General features: G+C 65.8%; 21 protein-coding genes, 1 tRNA gene and 3 pseudogenes. 20 read left to right on the top strand and 5 right to left on the bottom strand.

The features are described from left to right. Positions 1–33: 33 nt before the first annotated feature. Complete coding sequence (locus LRS03_RS12350; RefSeq protein WP_257825716.1) at positions 34–663, bottom strand: esterase/lipase family protein; 630 nt, start codon at positions 661–663, stop codon at positions 34–36. A 261-nt stretch (positions 664–924) separates the two neighbouring features. Between LRS03_RS12350 and LRS03_RS12345 the strand changes: the two genes are divergently transcribed. From LRS03_RS12345 to tatC, 10 genes and pseudogenes are all read left to right on the top strand, one after another. After that, on the top strand, positions 925–1797 hold the full coding sequence (locus LRS03_RS12345; RefSeq protein ID WP_257825715.1) for an ATP-binding protein: 873 nt from the start codon (positions 925–927) through the stop codon (positions 1795–1797). Next, positions 1794–2240 carry an NUDIX domain-containing protein gene (locus tag LRS03_RS12340; protein WP_257825714.1) on the top strand — a complete coding sequence of 149 codons (447 nt, stop codon included), beginning with the start codon at positions 1794–1796 and terminating at the stop codon, positions 2238–2240. The genes LRS03_RS12345 and LRS03_RS12340 overlap by 4 nt, the downstream gene beginning before the upstream one ends. A 13-nt stretch (positions 2241–2253) precedes the next feature. After that, positions 2254–2643, top strand: coding sequence for a phosphoribosyl-AMP cyclohydrolase (gene hisI / locus LRS03_RS12335; RefSeq protein ID WP_257825713.1), 390 nt, complete (start codon positions 2254–2256; stop codon positions 2641–2643). Then, the gene (locus tag LRS03_RS12330; RefSeq protein WP_257825712.1) at positions 2640–3005 is read left to right on the top strand and encodes a phosphoribosyl-ATP diphosphatase; all 366 of its coding nucleotides are present in this window, start codon (positions 2640–2642) and stop codon (positions 3003–3005) included. The genes hisI and LRS03_RS12330 overlap by 4 nt, the downstream gene beginning before the upstream one ends. Then, positions 3002–3352, top strand: coding sequence for a DUF4870 family protein (locus tag LRS03_RS12325; protein WP_257825710.1), 351 nt, complete (start codon positions 3002–3004; stop codon positions 3350–3352). The genes LRS03_RS12330 and LRS03_RS12325 overlap by 4 nt, the downstream gene beginning before the upstream one ends. Further along, a complete protein-coding gene (locus LRS03_RS12320) occupies positions 3349–3720 on the top strand; it encodes a histidine triad nucleotide-binding protein (RefSeq protein WP_257825709.1) in 372 nt (123 codons plus the stop codon). Before LRS03_RS12325 ends, LRS03_RS12320 begins: the two co-directional genes overlap by 4 nt. A gap of 53 nt (positions 3721–3773) precedes the next feature. Beyond that, positions 3774–4016 (top strand): Sec-independent protein translocase subunit TatA, encoded by a 243-nt coding sequence (tatA, locus tag LRS03_RS12315; protein WP_257825708.1) that lies wholly within the window; start codon positions 3774–3776, stop codon positions 4014–4016. Between the two features lie 3 nt (positions 4017–4019). Continuing rightward, a pseudogene (gene tatB, locus LRS03_RS26910) lies at positions 4020–4245 on the top strand (Sec-independent protein translocase protein TatB); the annotation flags it as partial. 98 nt (positions 4246–4343) lie between these two features. After that, positions 4344–4496 (top strand): annotated as a pseudogene (gene tatB, locus LRS03_RS26905) (Sec-independent protein translocase protein TatB); the annotation flags it as partial. Continuing rightward, positions 4493–5287, top strand: a complete 795-nt coding sequence (tatC, locus tag LRS03_RS12305) for a twin-arginine translocase subunit TatC (protein ID WP_257825705.1) — start codon at positions 4493–4495, stop codon at positions 5285–5287. The pseudogene tatB (LRS03_RS26905) and the gene tatC, both read left to right, overlap by 4 nt. 10 nt (positions 5288–5297) lie before the next feature. Here tatC and LRS03_RS12300 read toward each other — a convergent pair whose 3' ends face one another. Further along, on the bottom strand, positions 5298–6470 hold the full coding sequence (locus LRS03_RS12300; RefSeq protein WP_257825703.1) for a S1C family serine protease: 1173 nt from the start codon (positions 6468–6470) through the stop codon (positions 5298–5300). Between the two features lie 21 nt (positions 6471–6491). Here LRS03_RS12300 and LRS03_RS12295 point away from each other — a divergent pair, with 21 nt between their 5' ends. Both LRS03_RS12295 and pdxA read left to right on the top strand, forming a co-directional pair. Further along, positions 6492–7244, top strand: coding sequence for a Nif3-like dinuclear metal center hexameric protein (locus tag LRS03_RS12295; RefSeq protein WP_257825702.1), 753 nt, complete (start codon positions 6492–6494; stop codon positions 7242–7244). Between the two features lies 1 nt (position 7245). Further along, entirely contained in the window at positions 7246–8259 is a 1014-nt protein-coding gene (gene pdxA / locus LRS03_RS12290; RefSeq protein ID WP_257825701.1) for a 4-hydroxythreonine-4-phosphate dehydrogenase PdxA, read from the top strand. 4 nt (positions 8260–8263) lie between these two features. On the opposite strand, the gene LRS03_RS12285 is transcribed toward pdxA, so the two are convergent. Continuing rightward, the gene (locus tag LRS03_RS12285; RefSeq protein ID WP_374685052.1) at positions 8264–10957 is read right to left on the bottom strand and encodes a DUF1631 family protein; all 2694 of its coding nucleotides are present in this window, start codon (positions 10955–10957) and stop codon (positions 8264–8266) included. Between the two features lie 213 nt (positions 10958–11170). Next, positions 11171–11599, bottom strand: a complete 429-nt coding sequence (gene mscL / locus LRS03_RS12280) for a large conductance mechanosensitive channel protein MscL (RefSeq protein WP_257825698.1) — start codon at positions 11597–11599, stop codon at positions 11171–11173. Positions 11600–11801: 202 nt separating this feature from the next. Between mscL and petA the strand changes: the two genes are divergently transcribed. The 6 genes and pseudogenes from petA (at position 11802) to LRS03_RS12250 (ending at position 16124) form a co-directional block, all read left to right on the top strand. Then, entirely contained in the window at positions 11802–12401 is a 600-nt protein-coding gene (petA, locus tag LRS03_RS12275; RefSeq protein ID WP_201811577.1) for a ubiquinol-cytochrome c reductase iron-sulfur subunit, read from the top strand. Positions 12402–12433: 32 nt separating this feature from the next. Continuing rightward, positions 12434–13834: a cytochrome b gene (locus LRS03_RS12270; RefSeq protein ID WP_257825697.1), complete on the top strand. Its 1401-nt coding sequence runs from the start codon at positions 12434–12436 to the stop codon at positions 13832–13834. Between the two features lie 24 nt (positions 13835–13858). After that, positions 13859–14629 (top strand): cytochrome c1, encoded by a 771-nt coding sequence (locus LRS03_RS12265; RefSeq protein WP_257825696.1) that lies wholly within the window; start codon positions 13859–13861, stop codon positions 14627–14629. 117 nt (positions 14630–14746) lie between these two features. Continuing rightward, positions 14747–15363, top strand: a pseudogene (locus LRS03_RS12260) (glutathione S-transferase N-terminal domain-containing protein). 105 nt (positions 15364–15468) lie between these two features. Further along, complete coding sequence (locus tag LRS03_RS12255; RefSeq protein ID WP_257825695.1) at positions 15469–15999, top strand: ClpXP protease specificity-enhancing factor; 531 nt, start codon at positions 15469–15471, stop codon at positions 15997–15999. Positions 16000–16048: 49 nt separating this feature from the next. Then, positions 16049–16124 (top strand) — tRNA-Thr (locus tag LRS03_RS12250). Between the two features lie 54 nt (positions 16125–16178). Here the strand turns inward: LRS03_RS12250 and LRS03_RS12245 are convergent. Further along, the gene (locus tag LRS03_RS12245) at positions 16179–16547 is read right to left on the bottom strand and encodes a DciA family protein (RefSeq protein WP_257825694.1); all 369 of its coding nucleotides are present in this window, start codon (positions 16545–16547) and stop codon (positions 16179–16181) included. Here LRS03_RS12245 and LRS03_RS12240 point away from each other — a divergent pair. Together LRS03_RS12240 and LRS03_RS12235 are read left to right on the top strand one after the other, a co-directional pair. Then, complete coding sequence (locus LRS03_RS12240; RefSeq protein WP_257825693.1) at positions 16519–16944, top strand: hypothetical protein; 426 nt, start codon at positions 16519–16521, stop codon at positions 16942–16944. The two genes, LRS03_RS12245 and LRS03_RS12240, sit on opposite strands and share 29 nt — an antisense overlap. A gap of 5 nt (positions 16945–16949) precedes the next feature. After that, a complete protein-coding gene (locus LRS03_RS12235; protein WP_257825692.1) occupies positions 16950–17522 on the top strand; it encodes a M23 family metallopeptidase in 573 nt (190 codons plus the stop codon). Positions 17523–17606 lie beyond the last annotated feature (84 nt).

Genomic DNA, 17606 nt, shown 5'->3' with positions numbered 1-17606 from the left:
CGCCAGGCGATGGACGCCCGGCGGCAAGGTGGCTCAGCGCAGGGCGGCGCGGACACTGTTGTACACGCTCGAGTCGGTCAGCAGGGACAGATGGCCCACGCTGGCGACTTGCGTGCTGTTTCCACAGCGGGCGCTGCTGGCCGGCAGGATCACCCCGTCGACCGCCGACCACAGCGAACGGTCACAGCCGCGGCCTGCCAGCGAAAGCAGGAAGAGCGAACCCGGGCGCATGTCGAAGCACGCCGGGCTGAAGCAGGCCCAGGCGCTGGTGGTGCCGCTGTGCGGGGTGCCCAGCGTGACGAATCGGCGCATTACCGACGAGCCGCCGTTGAACACGCGGAAGGCGCGCGACACCAGGCCACCGTTGGAGTGGGCGACGATGCTGACCCTCTCGCCGCCGTGGCGGGCGCGCACGGTGCTCACGTAGCTGGCGAGTTGTGCGCCGCTGGCGGTGTCGGACACGAGCAGCGAGTTGTAGTTGAAGCCATAGAGCTTGTTCGACGGGTAGCCGCTGGCGGTGAAGCGGCTGATCATGGTCGACCAGTTGCTCGAACTGCCGCTGTAGCCGTGCACGAACACGATGGGTTCCGTCTGGGCGGCGGCCTGGCCGCAGGCGAGCACGGAAGCGAGTGCGACACTCGCGAGAATGGCGGTGCGTTTCATGTGGATGGGTCTCCTTCAATGGTTGGAAGAAGCCGGAAGCAGCGCGTCCGCCGGATTCCGGTGTGCCACTCGTTGCCAGCGGTGCTCATGCCGTGGGCCCGTTGCGGACGCTCACCCCAGACAAACAACCAAGAGGCAACGCAATTTTGGACGCACGTTTATTTTTGATGTCCCTCGTTTTCCCCGCTCTCGTAAACCCGTAAACGGTCACCCGCTCCTGGCGAGTGCCGGATGCCTTGTTTCCGCTATGACCGACTTGCCATGTTGACTGACTCCTTGATGCACCTGATCACCCGCGCCGAACAGCTGATGGATCGGCTGGAGGCCGCATTGCCACAGGGTTTGCACGCTCCTGACTGGTCGGCTTCGACCGCTTTCCGCTACCGCCGCCGGCATGGCCGCGCGGTGCTCGAACCGGTGCGCCATGTGGCCTCCATCAGGCTCGGATCGCTGGTGGAGGTCGAGTCGCAAAAAGAGCGCTTGTTGCGCAATACTGCGCAATTTGTGAATCGTCGTGCAGCGAACAATGTTTTGCTCACCGGGGCCCGTGGCACGGGGAAAAGCTCGCTAGTGAAGGCTTGCCTCAATGAGTTTTCCGGCCAGGGTTTGCGGCTGATCGAGGTCGACAAGGCCGATCTGGTGGACCTGCCCGACATCGTCGACCTCGTGGCGGGGCGCGACGAGCGCTTCATCGTGTTCTGCGACGACCTGAGCTTCGACGAGGGCGAGCCGGGCTACAAGGCGCTCAAGTCCATCCTCGATGGCTCGGTGGCCCAGGCCTCGGACAACGTGCTGATCTACGCCACCAGCAACCGCCGCCACCTGTTGCCCGAGTACATGAAGGAAAACCTCACCTACCAGCACACCGAAGACGGCGAGGTGCACCCGGGCGAGGTCGTGGAGGAAAAGATCTCGCTGAGCGAACGCTTCGGCCTGTGGGTGAGCTTCTACCCCTTCACTCAGGACGAATACCTCGCGATCGTGGGCCAATGGCTGCGCAACCAGGGCGTGTCGGAAGACGCGATCCAGGCCGCCCGCCAGGAAAGCCTGGTGTGGGCGCTGGAGCGTGGCTCGCGTTCCGGCCGGGTCGCCTTCCAGTTCGCGCAGGACTACGCCGGCAGGCACGCCCCATGACGGCCGCCGCGGAACGCACGCCGGTCGACGTGGCGGTGGGGGTGCTGGTCGATGCCGAGGGGAATTTCCTCCTGACCTCGCGCCCGGAGGGCAAGGTCTACGCCGGCTACTGGGAGTTCCCGGGCGGCAAGCTGGAGGCGGGCGAAACGGTGGAGCAGGCGCTGCGGCGCGAGCTTCACGAGGAGCTGGGCATCACGATTGGCGAGGCGCACCCCTGGAAGGTGGAACTCGTCGACTACGAACACGCCCGTGTGCGCCTGCACTTCTGCAAGGTCTACGCGTGGAAGGGCGAGTTCGAGATGCGCGAGCGCCAGAGCATGGCCTGGCAGACCTTGCCGGTGGCCGTGAAGCCCGTGCTGCCGGGCACGTTGCCGGTGCTCGAATGGTTCGCCGCCGAGCGTGGTTTCGCGGGTCCCACGCACGAGCCCGTGCAGCCCCGGTAGGTAAACTGCCCGCATGGATTTTCTCGACGCCATCAAGTGGGATGAAAACGGTCTGGTGCCGGTGATCGCCCAGGAGGCCACGACGCAGGACGTGCTGATGTTCGCCTTCATGAACCGCGAGGCGGTGCACGAGACCGTCATGCGCGGGGAAGCGGTCTACTGGAGCCGTTCGCGCCAGCGCCTGTGGCACAAGGGCGAAGAGTCGGGTCACATCCAGAAAGTGCACGAGATGCGTCTCGATTGCGACAACGATGTGCTGCTGCTCAAGGTGACCCAGCTGGGGCACGTACCCGGCATCGCCTGCCACACCGGGCGTCACAGCTGCTTCTTCCAAAAGCTGGAAGATGGCGCCTGGAAGGCGGTCGACCCCGTGCTGAAGGACCCGGAGAGCATCTACAAATGAGCAGCAAGCCTTCGGGCAACGACACCCTGGCCCGGTTGGCCGAGATCATCGAGTCGCGCAAGGGCGGCGACCCGGACAAGAGCTACGTCGCGCGCTTGTTCCACAAGGGGAACGATGCCATCCTGAAAAAGATTGGCGAAGAGGCCACCGAGACCGTGATGGCCGCCAAGGATGGCGAGCCGCAGAAGATCGTCTACGAGGTGGCCGACCTGTGGTTCCACTCCATGATCGCGCTGGCGGCCTTTGGCCTGAAACCTGCTGACGTGCTGGCGGAGCTGGAGCGGCGCGAGGGGCTCTCCGGCCTGGAAGAATTCGCATTGCGCAAGACCCAGGTGCGCGACCACGACGAAAGGCAACCATGAACGAGGCCCTGACCGGTGACAGCGAAAAGCTCGCGAGCCTGAAACAGCTCACGATGGTGACCTACATCCTGTACGCGCTGAGCGCGTTCACGGGGGTCACCGCGATCGTGGCCATCGTCATCAACTACGTGAAGCGCGACGACGCGGCTGGCACGCTCTATGAAAGCCACTTCACCTGGCAGATCCGCACCTTCTGGTGGAGCCTGTTGTGGTTCGTGGTGGGGTGCATGCTGGCGATCGTCGGCGTCGGGGTCGTGATCCTGATTGCCGACGGGATCTGGGTGATCTACCGCATCGTCAAGGGCTTCCTGTACTGGAACGACGGCAAACCGATGGATGTGAAATGACGGCACCCCTCCCGACCCACCCGCACGACCCGAGCTGCATCTTCTGCAAGATCGTCGCGGGGCAAATCCCGAGCCGCAAGGCCTACGAAGACGACGACCTGCTGGCCTTTCACGACATCGCGCCGTGGGCACCGCAGCATGTGCTGATCATCCCCAAGGCGCACATCGAGTCGCTCTATGACACCACCCCCGAGCAGCACCAGGCCTTGCTCGGTCGCATGTTGGCGCTGGCGCCGGTGTTGATGAAGCAGCTCGGCGTGACGGGCGGCTTTCGCGTGATGGTTAACAACGGCCCCGACGGGCGCCAAGAAGTGCCGCATTTGCATCTTCATGCCATGGGCGGCCCGCGCCCCTGGGCCAAGGGTTGAACCCTGGCGCAAAAGCGTCACCTAAACTTACCAATTCCCTTCAGGAGATCCAAATGGGTTCATTCAGCATCTGGCACTGGCTCATCGTGCTGGCGATCGTGATTCTGGTGTTCGGCACCAAGAAATTGAAGAACATCGGCAGCGACCTCGGTGGCGCCGTCAAGGGCTTCAAGGACGGCATGAAAGACGGCTCGGCAAACAACGACGCGTCGGCTGCCAACCCGCAGGTCACGGCCAACAAGGTCCAGGACCCCAACACCGTCGACGTCGACGTCGACGCCAAGACGAAGTCCTGATCCTTGATTGACTTCGGCTTCGACAAACTCGCGCTGATCGGCGCGGTGGCGCTCATCGTCATCGGCCCGGAGAAGCTGCCGCGTGTTGCCCGCACGGTGGGTCACCTGCTGGGCAAGGCACAGCGCTATGTGGCCGACGTGAAGGCGGAGGTCAACCGCTCCATCGAACTGGAAGAACTCAAGAAGATGAAGGGCCAGTTCGAAGAGGCGGCGCGTGATGTCGAAACCTCGGTGACGAGCGAGGTCAACCAGGCCACGGCCGCGCTCGAAAACGCCTGGAGCGATGCCGAACCGGCACCGTTCACCGGGGGCATGCAGGACGAAGCCCCTGTCTACAAGCACCCGCGCAAGAAGTGGCGGGTGAAGCGCAGCGCCATGCCGCTCTGGTACAAGCAGCGCACCGGCATTCGTGCGAAGGCCCAGTCGGGCGCGGCGCGCGTGGCACGTTTCCGCCCGCCGCGCAGTGGGTCGTCGGCATGAGCACTTCGGAAGACAAACCTGACGAACTGGCCGGCACCGAGCAGCCCTTCGTCGCCCACCTCGTCGAACTGCGCGACCGCCTGATCCGGGCGGTGATCGCGATCCTGATCTGCTTCGGCATCCTGATGGTGTGGCCGGGGTCGGGCGCGCTCTACGACCTGCTGGCCGCGCCGCTGGTCTCGCACCTGCCCAAGGGCGCGACGCTGATCGCGACCAACGTGATTTCGCCCATCCTGGTGCCGCTGAAGATCACGCTGATGTCGGGCTTCCTGGTGGCGCTGCCCTATGTGCTGTACCAGACCTGGGCCTTCGTCGCGCCGGGGCTGTACACGCACGAGAAGCGCCTGGTGCTGCCGCTGGTGGTGTCGAGCACCATCCTCTTCTTCATCGGCGTGGCGTTCTGCTACTTCCTTGTCCTGCCGGCCATGGCGCAGTTCATCCAGAACTTCGCGCCCACCAGCATCACCGCCGCACCTGACATCGAGCAGTACTTCGGCTTCGTGCTGACGCTGTTCCTCGTCTTCGGCCTGGCCTTCGAGGTGCCCATCGTCGTGATCGTGCTGGCGCGGCTGGGGGTGGTGTCGATCGAGCGCCTGAAGGGCTTCCGCGGCTACTTCATCGTGCTGGCGTTCATCATCGCGGCGGTCGTGACGCCGCCCGACGTGATCTCGCAGCTGGCGTTGGCCATCCCGATGTGCATCCTGTATGAGGTCGGGATCTGGGCGTCGGTGCTCTTCATCAGGCACACCAAGGCGCCAGAAGAAAAGCCGGAAGAGAAGACGACCAGCTGAGCGCTCGCGCTCAGCGTTCGCGCGGCGGCCCGGAGCGTGGGCGCTGAGCGACCACGACCTTGAGTTCGATGGTGCGGTCGCCGCGTTGCACCGAGAGTGTCGCCGTCGCCTGCGGCTTGAGAGCCGCCACCGCCGCCAGCAGCTGAACGGTGTTGGCCACCGGCGTGCCGGCCACCTTCACCACCACGTCGCCCGGGCGCATGCCGCCGGCGGCCGCCGGGCCGTTCTGCAGCACGCCGGTGATGAGCACGCCCTCCCTCACAGGAAGGTTGAAGGTTTCGGCAATCTCGGGCGTGAGGTCGCGCGGCTCCACGCCGATCCAGCCGCGGGTGACCTGGCCATCGCGGATCAGGCCTTCCATCACCAGCTGCGCGGTGTTGGCGGGAATGGCGAAGCCGATGCCCATGCTGCCTCCGGAGCGGGAGTAGATCGCGGTGTTGATGCCGAGCAGGTTGCCGTGGGCATCGACCAGCGCACCGCCGGAGTTGCCGGGATTGATGGCCGCGTCGGTCTGGATGAAGTTCTCGAAGGTGTTGATGCCGAGCTGGTTGCGGCCGAGCGCGCTCACTATGCCCGAGGTGACGGTCTGCCCCACGCCGAACGGGTTGCCGATCGCCAGCACCACGTCGCCCACTTGCGCCGACTCGACGCTGCCGAACGCGATGACCGGCAGCTTGTCGAGCGAGATCTTGAGCACCGCGACGTCAGTCTCGGGGTCGGTGCCGACCACCTTGGCGCGCGACTGGCGGCCATCAGACAGCTGCACCTCGATGTCGTCGGCGCCGTCGATGACGTGGTTGTTGGTCAGCAGGTAGCCATCGGGCGAGACGATCACGCCGGAGCCCAGGCCCACCTGCGGCTGTTGCTGCTGGCGCTGGGGCTGGTCACCGAAGAAGAAGCGGAACCAGGGGTCGTCGGCCTGCGGGTTGCGTTGCGGCGTCTTGCTGGCGGTGATGCTGACGACCGCCGGTGTGGCGCGCTTGGCCGCGGCGGCGTAGCTGGTCAGCCCTCCGGCACTGGCTGAGGAGGCGGGCAGGGCGGGGGCCTGAAGGATGGAGACCGCCGCTGGCAGGCCCGAGACGGTGTCACGCCGGATCCAGTCGGGCTTCAAGGTGGCGACCACGAACCACAAGGCCACCGCCACCGTGACGGCTTGGGAGAAAATGAGCCACGTCCTGCGCATCAACCCGATCCTGAAATCTTCATGGCCTCACGCTCTGACATCGAGTCGTACCTCGGCGCCTTGCTCGACGTGGGGAAGTTCCGCGATTATGGGCCGAACGGTCTGCAGATCGAGGGCAAGCCGGAGGTGAAGAAGCTGGTCTCGGGCGTGACCGCCAGTCGCGCGCTCATCGAAGCCGCGATCGAGCAGCAGGCCGATGCGATCCTCGTGCACCACGGGCTCTTCTGGCGGGGGCACGATGGTCGCCTCACCGGTTGGCTGAAGGCGCGAGTGGAGTTGTTGATGAGGCATGGCATCAACCTCTACGCCTACCACCTGCCGCTGGATGCCCACCCCGACTACGGCAACAACGCGCAGCTCGGCGCCAGGCTGAAGCTCGTGCCCGACGGCCGCTTCGGCGAGCAGGACATCGGTTTCGTCGGCACCCCGGTTCAGCCGCTCACGACGGCCGCGCTGAAGGCCATGCTCGCCGAGCGCCTGGGCCGAGAGCCGGTGATGGTCGACGGCCGGCCGGGTGTCACGCTGAAGCGCATCGCCTGGTGCACCGGCGGCGCTCAGGGCTATTTCGAATCGGCCATCGCCGCCGGCGCCGAGGCGTTCATCACGGGCGAGATCTCCGAGCCGCAGGCGCACCTCGCGCGTGAGACCGGTGTCGCGTTCTTCGCCTGCGGCCACCATGCGACCGAGCGCTATGGCGCTCCGGCACTCGGGGCGCACGTGGCCGAAAGATTCGGCCTCGAGCACCAGTTCATCGAGATCGACAACCCGGCCTGACGTGAGCGCCCCTTTGGTCATCACGATGGGCGATGCGTGTGGCATCGGGCCGGAGATCATCGCCAAGGCGTTTGCGAGCGGCCAGGCGGAAGGGGCCTTCGTGCTGGGCGACGCCGCGGTGATGCGGCGGGCCCTGGCGCAAGTGGGGCGGGGCACGGCGCTGGCGTTGATCGACAGTCCGCGCGACGTGGGTGCATGTCCACCGAATTGCGTGGCGCTGGTGCAGGCCCGGGGCCTGCCGGTCGATCTGCCGCAGGCGGGCTTCGGGCGTGTCGATGCGCGCGCCGGGGCGGCGGCGGCGGCGTGCATCGAGCAGGCCGTGGCCCTGGTGCAGGCCGGCCAGGCCCGCGCCATCGTGACCGCCCCCATCCACAAGGAAGCACTGTCGGCGGCCGGGGTGTCCTTCCCCGGGCACACCGAGATGCTGCAGGCGCTGGCGGCGCGCCCGGGCGAAGCGCCACCGCCGGTGCGCATGATGCTGGCCAACGACGAGTTGCGCACCGTGCTTGTCACCATCCACCTGTCGTTGCGCCGTGCGATCGATGCCGTGACGCAAGACGGCGTGCTCGAAACCTTGCGCATCACCGACCGGGCCATGCGCGCCTTCGGGATCGCAGCGCCGCGGGTGGCCGTTGCGGGGCTCAACCCGCATGCAGGCGAGGGCGGGCTCTTCGGCGACGAAGAGCAACGCATCATCGGGCCGGCCATCGCGGCGGCCCGCTCCGAAGGCATCGATGCGAGCGGACCGTTTGCACCCGACACGGTGTTCATGCGTGCCCGTCACACCGCGGCCCATCCGGGAGAGTTCGACGTGGTGGTGGCGATGACCCACGACCACGGGCTGATCCCGGTGAAGTACCTCGGCGTGGAGCAAGGGGTGAACGTGACGCTTGGCCTGCCGTTCGTGCGCACCAGCCCCGACCATGGCACGGCGTTCGACATCGCCGGCACCGGCCGCGCCGATGCGTCGAGTCTGGTCGCCGCCTTGCGGATGGCGCGGCGGCTCTCGTCCTGACCGGCTATTTGCTGTTGGCGGTGAGCGCCGCGAGTTGCTTGCGCGCCCGCGCGGCCGCCCGCTCGATCAGGTACGAACTCTCGAACGCCTTGAAGCGCCCCGTCTCGCACATGCGCGAGAGCATGCGTGCGGTGAGCGACACCGTTTCGGTGTGGCGCTTGCCGCGGGTGAAGACAAAGAACGCACGCCCTGGGCTCACGTAGCTCAGGCGCACCTTCTGCCACTGGTCGTTGAGGTGCATGCGGTACGCGAAGCCAAGCTTCACGTGGTCCATCAACTGCACACCCTGCGTCGGCTCGGCTGGCTCCGACGAGGCGTCGAGGTTGATGTCGAGCTGGGCGGCGAGGTCGAGGTTGAGGTCGACCGGCTGCGTGTCAGGGGCGCTGTTGACCGGTTCCGGCTCGGGCTCGACGGCCGTGAGGTCGATGTCGACATCCTTCGACCAGTCGACCGCGGTTTCGTCGACCAGGCCGATCTGCTGGGCCTCGGTGTCGGAGAACTGCGGTTCGAGGGCCGTGGCTCCGCCGGCGGTGCTCGTGATCGGCACGTCGCGCAGCAGCGCGTCGGGCTCGGGCACCGGCGTGTTGAACACACCTTCGACCTGCTTGGCCAGCAGGTTGTAGTCGAGTTCGGTGAGCGGCGCGGCCTTCAACGAGTCGGCGTGGGCCGGCAGCAGCTTGCCGAAGAAGTCCTTCTGCGCCGCCTCGGGCCAGCCGACGAGCTTCATGCCCTCGTTCAGGTCCTTCATCAGCGGCGGCAGCTGCATCAGGAACTTCTTGCGCAGCGCCGGCGACCCCTTGGGCTGCACGCTCATCACCAGGTCGCGGCCAGCGCGTTTCAGGCGCTGCACCGTCTCGGACTGGGCACCTTCGCGGCGTGTGGCCAGTGCGATGGCCTGGCTCCACACCTGGGCCAGGAAGTCGCGCAGGTACTCCGGCAGCGAAAGGGGCACGAGCGCGGCGCGCAGTTGCAGCATGTAGCGCTGCTGCACGCGCAGATCGGATTCCTTGCCGTCGACCACCGAGACGGCCTTGGCGGTTTCCTCGACCTCGGCCTTGGCCTGCTGGGCGACGAAGTTCTCGAGCGCAGTGAGCTTGTTCGAATAAAGCTCGATCTGGTCGAAGTCGCCCTGGACGATCTCCTGCACCAGCTCGCGTACCCGCGCCATGAACTGCTTGCCGGTGCCTTCGTCGAGGTCTTCGAAGGCCGCGGCCAACGACGCCATGCGGTTCACGAAGCGACGCACCGGGTGCTTGCGCGAGGAGAAGAAGCTGTTGTCCTGCAGCGCCACACGCAGCACCGGCAGCTGCAGCCGTGCGATCTGGCGCGCCATCTGGGGCGGCACGCGTGGGTCGGACAGGATCTGGTCGAACAGGCTGCCCACCACATCGATCACCATGTGATCGAGGGCTCCGGTCGAGGCTTGACGAAGCTCGTCGCGGTGGGCGCGGATCAGGTTGGCGGCCATCAGGCCTGAGGCAAGGTCACCGTAGCCGCTGCCACCGGTGACCGGGCCGCCGGCGGACCTTGCGCTGCCGAAACCGCTCGCACCACCCAGGCCGCTGCTGCCACCCAGGCTGGCCGGCCCGGTGGGGCCGCCCAGGTCGGCTGGACGCGTGGCGAGGAAGGTCAGACGGCGGATCAGCGCCATCATCTCCGCATCGGCCTGGACAGCAGGGTTGGCCGGGCCGCTGCGTCCTCCGCCGCCACCTCCTGCTGCGGCAGCACCACCGCCGCGCAACGAGCCGCCGCCCGCCGGCGGGGGCATGCCGCCCCCGGCAGCGGGGCGGCCTGCATAGGCGGCAGGGTTGCCGGGACCGCCCGTCGGCGCGCCGCCATGTTGTCCACCACCGCCACCGAAGCCACCGCCGCCTGCCCCGCCCAACCCCGCGAGTCCCGGGCCGGTGCCACCACCGCCGCCGCCAACCCCTCGTCCCGCGGCCGGGCTGGGCTTGCCCGGCACACCCGTGGTCGTGTCGTCGAACGTGACGTGGGCGCTGCCGCTGAAATGCCCTCCGCCCGTCGACGCACCGGTTTCGCGGCGCAGCTTGTCGTAACCCGAGATCACATGGTCGCGTGCGATCTCGTTGCCCGGGCCTTCGACGCCGCGCACCGTGAGTCCAACGGGCTGGATGCCGCGGGCCCGGAAGTCCTTCAGGATGTCGGCGTAGCACTGCGGCATCACCCGCGACATGGCGAGTGCCAGTTCGCGGGCGAGGATCTTGCGGCAGTCGCGGTCGTTGCTGACCGAGGTGATCGCCCGGTACATCGCCTCGCCGAGCACCTCCCCGCGCAAGGGGTTGCGCTCATGGTCGGCACGGCCGATCCCGAGCAACTGGCCGGTGTAGGAAGCGATCTCGCGCAGCTCCCACTCGCAGCCGTGGCTGATGGCCTGACCGATGCGGTCGGCGTGCATCTGCTCTTCGACTTCGCTGTCGTCGACCAGGCTCAGCGATTGCCAGTCGGTTTCAGCGAGGCTGCGGCCGGTTTCGCGGTTGGGGCTGAGTTCGCGGGTGACGCGCTTGGCGAGCGTGTCCGCAAAGACGAGCACGAAGGTGCTCATGTGGCGGCGCAGGTCGAGCTGGGTGTTGATCAGCGCGTCACGGTCGAAGATGCGGGTGGCGGCCGAGGCCAGGACGCCGAGGTGGTCGCTCACGCGATCGGCGACCGTCGCCGTGGTCGTCTTGATGTGATGCATGGCTGCGTCGAACGCAGCCTGAGCGCGTGGGTCGGTCTGATTCATCTCGAACGAGGCCGTCGTCGGCCGGCCGGGACGCGCTCATCTCATCTCTCGCCTTTTGAGCGCACGTCCTGCAAGTATGGGGCCAAACCGACGGCGGCCGCCACGGCGTTGCCCCCCGGCGACGGGCCGCCTGGGGCCGCGAATCAGCCGCCCGTGCGCGGCGATGGCCTACTTCTTGAGTGCGTCGCGGATCTCGCGCAGCAACACCACGTCTTCCGGCGTGGCGGCAGGCGGCGCGGCGGGTGCTTCTTTCTTCAGCCGGTTGATCTGCTTGACCATCATGAAAATGATGAACGCGAGGATCACGAAGTTGAGCGCCACGGTGATGAAGTTGCCGTAGGCGAAGAGGGGCACGCCCGCCTTGGTGAGCGCCTCGTAGGTCATCGGCCCCTTGAAGTCGGGAGGCGGTGCCGAGAGCATGATGAAGTAGCTGGAAAAGTCCAGCCCCCCGATGATCTTGCCGATGATCGGCATCACGAGGTCCTTGACGATCGAGTCGACGATCTTGCCGAAGGCCGCGCCGATGATGACGCCGACCGCCAGGTCAACGACATTGCCCTTGACCGCGAACTCCTTGAACTCCTTGGCGAATCCCATGGTTTCCTCCTGCAGACGGGTGCGGCGCAGTATTGCCGACCCCTCGGGGATGTCAAGGCGCGTGGGCGGCGTGTGGGCAGGTGCTTGCGCGGCGAGAAGCTGCGGCCGATGGGGTTGACACGTCCGCTAGAATCGCCGGTTGCCCCTGATTAGAAGTCATTCTTCTGCAAAGAAGACCGTAAGACCCGTATTGAGGACCTCCATGAGTGACCAGCAAGTCGATCAAGGCCGCCGCACCTGGGTTGCCATCGCCTGTGGTGCAGGCGCTGTCGGTGGTGTCGCCACCGCCGTGCCCTTTGTCAGCACCTTCCAACCCTCTGAGCGGGCCCGTGCGGCTGGCGCGGCTGTCGAAGTCGACATCAGTTCGCTGAAGCCGGGCGAGAAGGTCACCGTCGAATGGCGCGGCAAGCCGGTGTGGATCGTCAGGCGCACTCCGGAGCAATTGGCCGCGTTGCCCAAGATCGACGCCCAGTTGGCCGATCCGAAGTCGGTCCGCAAGGCGGACGAATTGACCCCTGAATACGCTCGCAACGAGCATCGCTCGATCAAGCCCGAGTTCCTCGTCGCCGTGGGCATCTGCTCGCACCTCGGCTGTTCTCCGTCCGACAAGTTCCAGGCCGGCCCGCAGCCCTCGCTGCCGGATGACTGGGCCGGTGGGTTCATCTGCCCCTGCCACGGCTCCACGTTCGACATGGCCGGCCGCGTCTTCAAGAACAAGCCCGCCCCTGACAACCTCGAAGTGCCTCCGCACATGTACTTGTCCGAGACCCGCCTGCTGATCGGCGAAGACAAGAAGGCCTGACCCCAGGCGCAGAGGCATTTCAGGAGAACAACATGGCCGAGTTCAAGCAAGTCAGCCCCAATGCCCCGATCGGCGAGAAGCTGATGACGTGGGTCGACAACCGTTTCCCCGCGAGCAAGCTCTACAAAGAGCACATGAGCGAGTACTACGCTCCGAAGAACTTCAACTTCTGGTACGTCTTCGGTTCGCTTGCGCTCCTGGTGCTGGTGATCCAGATCGTCACCGGCATCTTCCTCGTGATGCACTACAAGCCCGATGCGAACCTCGCCTTCGCCTCGGTCGAGTACATCATGCGCGACGTGCCCTGGGGCTGGCTGGTGCGTTACATGCACTCCACCGGCGCCAGCGCCTTCTTCATCGTGGTCTACCTGCACATGTTCCGCGGGATGATCTACGGCAGCTACCGCAAGCCGCGCGAACTGGTGTGGATCTTCGGCTGCGCGATCTTCCTGTGCCTGATGGCCGAAGCCTTCATGGGCTACCTGCTGCCCTGGGGCCAGATGTCGTACTGGGGCGCCCAGGTGATCGTCAACCTGTTCGCCGCAGTGCCCTTCGTCGGTCCGGACCTGGCGCTGCTGATCCGTGGCGACTACGTGGTGAGTGACGCGACCCTGAACCGCTTCTTCAGCTTCCACGTGATCGCCGTGCCGCTGGTGCTGCTGGGCCTCGTGGTCGCGCACATCATCGCGCTGCACGAAGTGGGCTCCAACAACCCTGACGGCGTGGAAATCAAGGCCAAGAAGAATGCTGCTGGCGTTCCGCTCGACGGCGTGCCCTTCCACCCGTACTACACGGTGCACGACATCTACGCGACGAGCATCTTCCTGTTCTTCTTCGCGGCCGTGGTGTTCTTCGCGCCTGAGTTCGGCGGCTACTTCCTCGAATACAACAACTTCATCCCGGCCGACCCGCTGAAGACCCCGGCGCACATCGCTCCGGTCTGGTACTTCACGCCCTACTACTCGATGCTGCGCGCCACGACCGACCAGATGGTCTACGTGCTTGTCGCACTCGTGGGTCTGGGTGCGGTGCTGGCCATCGTGCGTGGCGGTTTCTCCGGCATGGCCAAGCTCGTGATCGCCATCGGTGCGCTGGTCGCTGCCGGTCTGCTGCTGACCTTCGAAGCCAAGTTCTGGGGCGTGGTCGTGATGGGCGGCGCCGTCGTCATCATGTTCTTCCTGCCCTGGCTGGACCGCGCCGAGGCCAAGTCCATCCGTTACCGCCCGAGCTGGCACAAGGTGATGTACGGCATCTTCGTAGTCGTGTTCGCCGTGCTCGGCTACCTGGGTGTGCAACCTCCTTCGCCTATCGGCGAACGGGTTTCGCAAGTCGGCACGCTCTTCTACTTCGGCTTCTTCCTGCTCATGCCCTGGTGGAGCCGCATCGGCCAGTCCAAGCCGGTGCCTGATCGCGTCACTTTCAGCGCCCACTGACGAGACGAGCCGGAATCACACACCATGAAGAAACTCATCCTCATCCTGCTGGCGTCGTTCGGCTTCACCGCGGGCGCTGTGGCGGCCGAAGGCGGCATCGCCTGGGACCGTTTCCCCGTTGCCAAGACGACCGACGTGGCGTCGCTGCAAAACGGCGCCAAGCTTTTCGTCAACTACTGCCTGAACTGCCACTCGGCCTCGTTCATGCGCTACAACCGCCTGCGCGACATCGGGCTGACCGAAGAACAGATCAAGAAGAACCTCATGTTCGCCACCGACAAGGTGGGCGACACCATGAAGACGTCGCTGGACCCGAAGCAGGCCAAGGAATGGTTCGGCGGCGTGCCGCCCGACCTGACCGTGATCGCCCGCTCGCGCGCCAGCATCGGCAAGGGGTCTGGCGCCGACTACCTCTACACCTACCTGCGCAGCTACTACCGCGACGACACCAAGGCCACCGGCTGGAACAACCTCGCCTTCCCGAGCGTGGGCATGCCCCATGTGATGTGGGAACTGCAGGGCCAGCGCGCGCCGAAGTACGTCGAGGAAAAGGACCCTCACCACGAAGGCAAGACCGTACAACGTTTCGTGGGCTACACCCAGCTCACGCCGGGCACGCTGAGCCAGAACGACTACGACGAAGCGGTGGGTGACCTCGTGGCCTTCCTGCAGTGGATGGGCGAACCCGCTCAGCACGATCGTGTCCGTCTTGGCGTGTTCGTGTTGCTCTTCCTGGCCCTCTTCACGTTCATTGCCTGGCGTCTGAACGCTGCTTTCTGGAAAGACGTGAAATAAGCGAACGAGCAGCGGCTCCCGCCAGCCGTTGATCGTCTGCGGAGTGGAGCGCCGCCGCCGGCCCGCCCACTCCGTTTGTGTTTTGCAAGACCCCTCAAGCTCAAAGGAGCCGCCATCATGATGGTGCTTTACTCCGGAACCACCTGCCCCTACTCGCACCGCTGCCGCTTTGTCCTGTTCGAGAAGGGCATGGACTTCGAGATCCGCGACGTCGACCTCTTCGCCAAGCCCGAAGACATCGCGTTGATGAACCCATACAACGAGGTGCCCATCCTGGTGGAGCGCGACCTCATCCTGTATGAGTCGCACATCATCAACGAGTACATCGACGAGCGTTTCCCGCACCCGCAGCTGATGCCGGGTGACCCGGTGGCGCGTGCGCGCGTTCGCCTGTTCCTGCTCAACTTCGAGAAGGGATCTTCGCGCATGTCAACGTGCTCGAAGGCCGCAGCACCGGCGTCAAACCCAACGACAAGCAGCTCGAGAAGGCTCGCTCGCAGATCCGCGACCGCCTCACGCAGCTCGCGCCGATCTTCCTGAAGAACAAGTTCATGCTGGGCGACGACTTCTCGATGCTCGACGTGGCCATCGCCCCGCTGCTGTGGCGCCTGGACTACTACGGCATCGACATGTCGAAGAACGCCGTGCCGCTGCTCAAGTACGCCGAGCGCATCTTCTCGCGCCCGGCCTACATCGAAGCGCTGACGCCTTCCGAGAAGGTGATGCGCAAGTAAGCGCGTCGAGATGGATCAACTCGCATTCACGCGGCGGGCCGCTCCCAAGCCGGCCCGCATCCCCTCGGGGGATCGCTTGGCGTACTCGCCGGGCGAGGGGTCGTCATGAGTCTGATCCCGACGACGCCGGGCAATGCCGGGACTTCCACCCGTCCTTACCTGATTCGGGCGTTGCACGACTGGTGCACCGACAACGGCTTCACGCCGTATCTGGCGGTCTACGTCGACGCGAGCGTGCAGGTGCCGATCGAGTATGTGAAGAACAACGAGATCGTGCTCAACGTCGGGTTCGAGGCCACCACCTCGCTCAAGCTCGGCAACGAGTTGATCGAGTTCAAGGCGCGCTTTGGTGGCGTGTCGCGCGACATCGCCGTGCCGGTTGATCACGTGATCGCCATCTACGCCCGTGAAAACGGCCAGGGCATGGCCTTCCCGGTGCCGACCGAGCCCGCCGCCGTGGTTTCTTCCGAGCCGGCGCCTCCTGCTGCCGACCGGCCGACCCAGCCCGGGGGCTTGCGCTTGGCCACGGGCGATGCCGCGCCATCGACCGAAGTACCCACTGGCAAATCGAGCGATGACAGCGAACCGCCAGAGCCGCCGGCTGGCGGGCGTCCCGCACTCAAGCGCATCAAGTAACGGGCGTTAGCGGGCGCAAGTCCTAGAATCTCAGGCGTTTCACGTCTTAGCCCTTGTAGCTCAGCTGGTAGAGCAGCGGTTTTGTAAACCGAAGGTCACGGGTTCGAATCCTGTCGGGGGCACCATCTCTCTCAAGGTCCTTCAATGGCCGATACGTCTCGTATCAGCTTGGTGCATGTCTAGCCTTGCGCCGATTGAACCTTGATCCTGATTGAAGTAACCTGCCATCCCCGCTGCTTGAGTGCATCCTCAAGCCGAGGTTGAAGCTGGCGCAGCTTGGCTGCCACGGCGGCGTTCGCCGCCAGCAACGACCACCCATCGCCATCCACGGGTCCGGGTTTCACATGAGCGGCCAAAGCCGCCGGCAAGACAGGGCGCACAGCGTCGAAGCGGTCGTTCGATTCCCGTATCAGCTGTTGCAGTCGCGCAAGAGGAGGGCTAGAAGCCAAAGCTTCCTGCATGCGCATGGCGTTGGGGGTGACCGGGGGCTGCTTCGGGTTCACCGCAAGGAGTTTAGCGATGCAGATCATGATCACCCACGGCAGCATGGCGCGCACCCGTGTGCTGCACTTCAACCGCCTGCAACTGATCGCCCTGGCGCTCGGCTTGGTGATCGGTCTGCTGGCGTTGTCGGGCACGATCTACCACGTCATCTTCCTCAAGGCCGCGCGAGAAGGCTGGCCGGTCGTGAGCCAGATCGTGCGCCTGGTGGTGCGCGACGAGTTCGCCCAGCGCGACCGCTTCATGCGCGAGAACCTCGACGCCATGGCGCAGAAGGTCGGCGAAATGCAGGCCAAGCTGATCAAGTTGGAAGCCATCGGCGAGCGGGTGTCCGGTCTGGCCGGGGTGAAGCCGGAGGAGCTCAAGCAGATCGCCCCGTCGGTGCACCGTGGCGGCCAGGGGGGCCGTTCATCCCTGCGCGCAAACCGTCGCTGGAGCAGCTGAACGGCATGATGGATTCGCTCGATGAATCCGCCGAGCAGAGCGCCGACCTCTTCACGATGATCGAGTCGCGCCTCTTCGAGAAGCGCCTGGAAGCGCTGATGGTGCCCAACAGCCCGCCGATCAATGGAGGTGTGGGCTCAGGCTTCGGCTTCCGTTCCGACCCGTTCTCGGGTCGGCCTGCGCTGCACACCGGCCTCGATTTCCCGGCCGACGTGGGCACGCCCATCATGGCCGCCGCCGGCGGTGTGGTGCGCTCGACCGACTTCCACCCGGCCTACGGCAACCTGCTCGAGATCGACCATGGCAATGGCCTCGCGACCCGCTACGCCCACACGTCCAAGATCCTCGTGAAGCCGGGCGATCTCGTCAAACGTGGCCAGGTCGTGGCCCAGGTCGGCACCACCGGGCGGTCGACCGGCCCGCACCTGCACTTCGAGGTGAGCGTCGAAGGGGTGCTGCAAAACCCGGCGAAATTCCTCTCGGGCAAGGCACCGCCGGCGTTGCCGCGCACCGCCGCTGCAACGACCCCAGCCGCGGCCAACAAAGCGGCCCCTGCCGCAGTGCAGTCACCCCGCTGACCGCCTCGGGGCGGTCAAACCCCCCGGTGTAAGATTCGCGGCTTTTCCCGCGCTGCGCGGGCCCTTCGCGCGTGCGCGTTTCGG

Origin of the sequence: Rhizobacter sp. J219, from assembly GCF_024700055.1 — a bacterium.
Taxonomy (GTDB): domain Bacteria; phylum Pseudomonadota; class Gammaproteobacteria; order Burkholderiales; family Burkholderiaceae_C; genus Rhizobacter.
The sequence above is the reverse complement of the archived record's forward strand: the minus strand, read 5'-3'. Positions and strand labels throughout refer to the sequence as shown.